Origin of the sequence: Pseudomonas agronomica (assembly GCF_025917275.1) — a bacterium.
GTDB classification, from domain to species: domain Bacteria; phylum Pseudomonadota; class Gammaproteobacteria; order Pseudomonadales; family Pseudomonadaceae; genus Aquipseudomonas; species Aquipseudomonas agronomica.
In genome coordinates this window covers 1-5,859 of sequence record NZ_JAOSHO010000330.1, presented here as the reverse complement: position 1 = coordinate 5,859, position 5,859 = coordinate 1, and the positions used below count along the sequence as shown (strand labels likewise).

The 5,859-nt window shown below is 61.6% G+C and carries 5 protein-coding genes; all 5 read left to right on the top strand.

What is annotated here, in order from left to right:
* Positions 1-140 precede the first annotated feature (140 nt).
* The 5 genes from map (at position 141) to OC610_RS19760 (ending at position 5,828) form a co-directional block, all read left to right on the top strand.
* Entirely contained in the window at positions 141-923 is a 783-nt protein-coding gene (gene map / locus OC610_RS19780) for a type I methionyl aminopeptidase (RefSeq protein ID WP_030139491.1), read from the top strand.
* Between the two features lie 44 nt (positions 924-967).
* Positions 968-3,670 carry a [protein-PII] uridylyltransferase gene (locus OC610_RS19775; protein ID WP_264430069.1) on the top strand — a complete coding sequence of 901 codons (2,703 nt, stop codon included), beginning with the start codon at positions 968-970 and terminating at the stop codon, positions 3,668-3,670.
* Positions 3,671-3,808: 138 nt separating this feature from the next.
* Positions 3,809-5,008, top strand: a complete 1,200-nt coding sequence (gene dapC / locus OC610_RS19770; protein ID WP_264430067.1) for a succinyldiaminopimelate transaminase — start codon at positions 3,809-3,811, stop codon at positions 5,006-5,008.
* Between the two features lie 165 nt (positions 5,009-5,173).
* Positions 5,174-5,515 carry a type II toxin-antitoxin system RelE/ParE family toxin gene (locus OC610_RS19765; protein WP_264430065.1) on the top strand — a complete coding sequence of 114 codons (342 nt, stop codon included), beginning with the start codon at positions 5,174-5,176 and terminating at the stop codon, positions 5,513-5,515.
* Between the two features lie 10 nt (positions 5,516-5,525).
* A complete protein-coding gene (locus OC610_RS19760; RefSeq protein WP_057448352.1) occupies positions 5,526-5,828 on the top strand; it encodes an XRE family transcriptional regulator in 303 nt (100 codons plus the stop codon).
* Positions 5,829-5,859 lie beyond the last annotated feature (31 nt).

Genomic DNA, 5,859 nt, shown 5'->3' with positions numbered 1-5,859 from the left:
ATCCCCTCGCCACAGAGTTCCAGGCTATAGGGTTCTTTGCGCTGATCGTCTGTTAGAATCGCCTCTTTCAGGGCCACGCGAATCATCATCCGTCGCCCATTCCGTTTTGAACAGCGCCGTCGGGCGCAGAGAGAGCCTGTATGACCGTCACCCTCAAGACTCCCGAAGACATCGCCAAAATGCGCGTCGCCGGCAAACTCGCCGCCGAAGTGCTGGAAATGATCGCCGACTACGTCAAGCCGGGCGTGACCACCGAAGAGCTGGACCGCATCTGCCACGACTACATCGTCAACGAGCAGAAAGCCATCCCCGCTCCGCTCAACTATAAAGGCTTCCCGAAGTCGATCTGCACCTCGATCAACCATGTGGTCTGCCACGGTATCCCCAACGAAAAACCGTTGAAGGACGGCGACACGCTGAACATCGACGTCACCGTCATCAAGGACGGCTACCACGGCGACACCAGCCGGATGTTCCATGTGGGCAACGTACCGGAGTGGGCCGAGCGCCTGTCCAAGGTCACCCAGGAATGCATGTACATGGCCATCGAACTGGTGAAGCCGGGCTGCCGCCTGGGTGACATCGGCGAAGTGATCCAGAAGCACGCGCAGAAGAACGGCTTCTCGGTGGTGCGTGAATTCTGTGGCCACGGCATCGGCAAGGTGTTCCACGAAGAACCGCAGATCCTGCATTATGGCCGCGCCGGCACTGGCATGGAGCTGCAGGCGGGCATGACCTTCACCATCGAGCCGATGATCAACCAGGGCCGCGCCGACACCAAGGTGCTGGGCGACGGCTGGACCGCCATCACCAAGGATCGCAAGCTGTCGGCCCAATGGGAACATACCCTGCTGGTGACCGAGACGGGCTACGAGATCTTTACCCTGCGCAGCGATGACACCATCCCGCGCGTTTCCGCCTGACCCGTAACCAGCCTATAGCTATAGATAGAAAGGAAAGCCATTCGATGCCGCAGGTGGATCCCGAACTCTTCGACCGCGGCCAGTTCCAGGCTGAACTGGCCCTGAAGGCAAGCCCCATCTCGGCGTTCAAGAAAGCGATCCGCCAGGCCCACGAAGTGCTCGACCAGCGCTTTCGCAGCGGCCGCGATATCCGCCGGCTGATCGAGGACCGCGCCTGGTTCGTCGACAACATCCTGCAAAAGGCCTGGGAGCAGTTCAACTGGAGCGAGGACGCCGACATCGCCCTGGTGGCGGTGGGCGGCTACGGGCGCGGTGAACTGCACCCTTATTCCGACATCGACCTGCTGATCCTGCTGGACAGCGCCGATCATGAGATTTTCCGCGACTCCATCGAGCGCTTCCTGACGCTGTTGTGGGATATCGGCCTGGAAGTCGGCCAAAGCGTACGTTCGGTGCAGGAATGCGCCGACGAAGCCCGCGCCGACCTGACAGTGATCACCAACTTGATGGAAAGCCGCACTGTTGCCGGCCCCGAGCGACTGCGCCAGCGCATGCTCGACGTCACCAGCACGGCGCACATGTGGCCGAGCAAGGATTTCTTCCTGGCCAAGCGCGCCGAACAGAAGGCTCGCCACCACAAGTACAACGACACCGAGTACAACCTGGAACCCAACGTCAAGGGCTCGCCCGGCGGACTGCGGGATATCCAGACGATTCTGTGGGTTGCCCGTCGGCAGTACGGCACGCTCAACCTGCGGGCCCTCGCCGGAGAAGGTTTCCTGGTGGAAAGCGAGAATGCACTGCTCGCCTCGTCCCAGGAATTCCTGTGGAAGGTCCGCTACGCCCTGCACATGCTCGCCGGGCGCGCCGAGGATCGACTGCTGTTCGACCACCAGCGCTCCATCGCCGGCCTGCTGGGTTTCGAAGGCCAGGACGCCAAGCAGTCCATTGAAAACTTCATGCAGCAGTATTACCGCGTGGTGATGAGCATTGCCCAGCTCAGCGAGCTGATCATCCAGCACTTCGAAGAGGTCATTCTCGCCTCCGAGGATGAGGCGCCGCCGCAGCCGATCAACTCTCGATTCCAACTGCACGATGGCTACATCGAGGCGCGCAACGCCAACATCTTCCGCCGCACGCCCTTCGCCATGCTCGAAATCTTCGTGCTCATGGCCCAGCAGCCGGAAATCAAGGGCGTGCGCGCCGACACCATTCGCCTGTTGCGGGAAAACCGTCACTTGATCGACGACGACTTCCGCCATGACATTCGCAACACCAGCCTGTTCATCGAGCTGTTCAAGTGCAAGATCGGCGTGCACCGCAACCTGCGTCGGATGAACCGCTACGGGATCCTCGGGCGCTACCTGCCGGAGTTCGGCCATATCGTCGGGCAGATGCAGCACGACCTGTTCCACATCTATACGGTCGATGCTCACACGCTGAACCTGATCAAGCACCTACGTAAGCTGCAATACACCCAGGTGTCAGAGAAATTCCCGCTGGCCAGCAAGCTCATGGCCAAGCTGCCCAAGCCCGAGCTGATCTACATGGCGGGGCTCTATCACGACATTGGCAAGGGTCGCCAGGGCGACCATTCCGAGATCGGCGCGGTGGATGCCGAGGCGTTCTGCCAGCGGCACCAACTGCCGGTATGGGACAGCCGGCTGATCGTCTGGCTGGTGCAAAACCACTTGATGATGTCGACGACCGCCCAGCGCAAGGACTTGTCCGACCCGCAGGTGATCCACGATTTCGCCCAGACCGTCGGCGATGAGACGCGCCTGGATTACCTCTACGTGCTGACCGTGGCCGACATCAACGCCACCAATCCGTCCCTGTGGAACTCCTGGCGCGCGAGCCTGCTGCGCCAGCTGTACACGGAGACCAAGCGAGCCCTGCGCCGCGGGCTGGAAAACCCGGTGGACCGCGAAGAGCAGATCCGCCGCACCCAGAGCGCGGCCCTGGACATCCTGGTACGCGGCGGCACCGATCCGGACGATGTCGAGCAGCTCTGGTCGCAACTGGGCGATGACTACTTCCTGCGCCACACCGCCGGCGACGTGGCCTGGCACAGCGACGCGATCCTGCAGCAGCCGGCCGACGGCGGACCGCTGGTGTTGATCAAGGAAACCACCCAACGCGAGTTCGAGGGCGGCACGCAGATCTTCATCTACGCCCCGGACCAGCACGATTTCTTCGCCGTGACCGTGGCGGCGATGGACCAGCTCAACCTCAACATCCATGACGCCCGGGTCATTACGTCCACCAGCCAATTTACCCTCGACACCTATATCGTGCTCGACACCGACGGCGATTCAATCGGTGACAACCCCGCGCGGATCAAGCAGATTCGCGATGGCCTCACCGAGGCCCTGCGCAACCCGGCGGATTACCCGACCATCATCCAGCGCCGCGTGCCGCGCCAGCTCAAACATTTCGCCTTTGCGCCACAGGTGACGATCCACAACGACGCCCATCGCCAGGTCACCGTGCTGGAACTCAGCGCGCCGGACCGCCCGGGCCTGCTGGCGCGGGTCGGCCATATCTTTCTGGAATTCGACCTGTCGCTGCAGAACGCCAAGATCGCCACGCTCGGCGAACGGGTGGAAGACGTGTTCTTCATTACCGACGCCCACAATCATCCGCTGTCCGATCCGCAACTGTGCAGCCGCTTGCAGGAAGCGATCGTGCAGCATTTGAGCGTCAACCAGGAACCCGATGCCCAGCTGACACGTATCAGCATCTGAACGAACGAATCCCCCCCTGTGGGAGCGAGCCTGCTCGCGAATACGGTGTGTCAGTCGACAAAACCATTGACTGACCCGTCGCTTTCGCGAGCAGGCTCGCTCCCACAGGGGCAGTGCCCATATTGAACGAGGCCCCCGATGAACAACGCTTTGAACCAGCTCCAGCCCTACCCGTTCGAAAAACTCCGCGCCTTGCTCGGCAGCGTCACGCCGAACCCGGACAAGCGCCTGATCGCGCTGTCCATCGGCGAGCCCAAGCACCGTTCGCCGAGCTTCGTGGCCGAGGCGCTGGCGAATAATCTGGAAAAAATGGCGGTGTACCCGACCACGCTGGGCATTCCGGAACTGCGCGAAGCCATCACTGGCTGGTGCGAGCGTCGCTTCAATGTACCGAGCGGCTGGCTCGACCCGGCGCGCCATGTGTTGCCGGTCAACGGCACCCGCGAAGCGCTGTTCGCCTTCACCCAGACCGTGGTCAACCGGGGCGACGACGCCCTGGTGGTCAGCCCGAACCCGTTCTACCAGATCTACGAAGGCGCGGCGTTCCTGGCCGGGGCCAAGCCGCACTACCTGCCTTGCCTCGATGCCAACGGCTTCAATCCGGATTTCGATGCCGTCTCGCCGGACATCTGGAAACGCTGCCAGATCCTGTTCCTGTGCTCCCCGGGCAACCCGACCGGCGCGCTGATCCCGGTGGACGTGCTGAAAAAGCTCATCACCCTGGCTGACGAACATGACTTCGTGATCGCCTCGGACGAGTGCTACAGCGAACTCTACTTCGACGAACAAACCCCGCCGCCAGGCCTGCTCACCGCTTGCGTCGAACTGGGCCGCAAGGACTTCAATCGCTGCGTGGTGTTCCATAGCCTCTCCAAGCGCTCCAACCTGCCGGGCCTGCGCTCCGGTTTCGTGGCCGGCGACGCCGACATCCTCAAGGGCTTCCTGCTGTACCGCACCTACCATGGCTGCGCGATGCCGGTTCAGACCCAACTGGCAAGCATCGCCGCGTGGAACGACGAAGTGCACGTGCGGGCCAACCGTGCGCTGTACCGGGAGAAATTCGACGCGGTGCTGGAAATCCTCAGCCCGGTGCTGGACGTGCAACGCCCCGACGGCAGCTTCTACCTGTGGCCGAACGTGGCAGGCGACGACGCGGCGTTCTGCCGTGACCTGTTCGAACAGGAACACGTGACCGTCGTGCCGGGCTCGTACCTGTCCCGCGACGTGGACGGCGTCAACCCAGGCGCCGGCCGCGTGCGCATGGCCCTGGTTGCGCCATTGGCGGAATGCGTGGAAGCGGCGGAGCGGATTCGCGCGTTTATCCAACGTCGGGGTTGATGGCTGCATCGCGCTGAAGCGGACCGCTGTCGTAGCGAGGGAGCTTGCTCCCGCTGGGCTGCGCAGCGGCCCCAACAGCAGCATCCGTATCAACCACCCGGCCGCTGTACAAATTCTCAGTAATACCTGGGTTGCGCAATGCACCTATTTCGGTACACTTCGTTCATGGTTGATATTGCCCCCGTACTGAACGTACGTTTCTTCCGCACCGACGCCGGGAATGAGCCCGTTCGCGAATGGTTGACTGACCTGCCTCGCGAACACAGACGGATGGTCGGGACTGATATCAAGACCGTTCAGATTGGTTGGCCTATAGGTATGCCGGTGGTTCGCAAGCTGGACACTGGGCTTTGGGAGGTCAGGATTGACCTTGGAGAAACCATCGCCCGCGTTCTCTTCACTGTGGTGGGCTCTGACATGGTTCTACTCCACGCTTTCATAAAGAAAAGTCAAAAAACGCCAACCACCGACATGGCAACTGCCAAGCAGCGCAAAGCAAGACTATGAGGCACAGCAAATGAACAAACACATCGGATCTGATTTTGACGACTTCCTCGCCGAGCAAGGTATCGCCGAAGAAGTTTCCGCAGCTGCGCTCAAGCGCGTTATTGCCTGGCAGATTGCCGAAGCAATGAAGCTTCAGAAAGTGACCAAAAAGGCCTTGGCACAGCGGATGCACACCAGTCGCACTGCTGTTGATCGTGCGCTGGATCAGAACGATGCGGGAATGACACTGGCAACACTTGCCAGCGCAGCGCGTGCGTTGGGTCAGAGGGTGGAAGTACGGTTGGTGCCTGAGCAGGAAGAAGCTCACGCCTAAGCGCTATCGTGGCGAGGGAGCTTGCTCCCGC

What these genes read in the sequence shown, in the direction of transcription:
- map (WP_030139491.1), top strand. Translation starts at nt 141, where the DNA reads ATGACCGTCACCCTCAAGACTCCCGAAGACATCGCCAAAATGCGCGTC.
- OC610_RS19775 (WP_264430069.1), top strand. Translation starts at nt 968, where the DNA reads ATGCCGCAGGTGGATCCCGAACTCTTCGACCGCGGCCAGTTCCAGGCT.
- dapC (WP_264430067.1), top strand. Translation starts at nt 3,809, where the DNA reads ATGAACAACGCTTTGAACCAGCTCCAGCCCTACCCGTTCGAAAAACTC.
- OC610_RS19765 (WP_264430065.1), top strand. Translation starts at nt 5,174, where the DNA reads ATGGTTGATATTGCCCCCGTACTGAACGTACGTTTCTTCCGCACCGAC.
- OC610_RS19760 (WP_057448352.1), top strand. Translation starts at nt 5,526, where the DNA reads ATGAACAAACACATCGGATCTGATTTTGACGACTTCCTCGCCGAGCAA.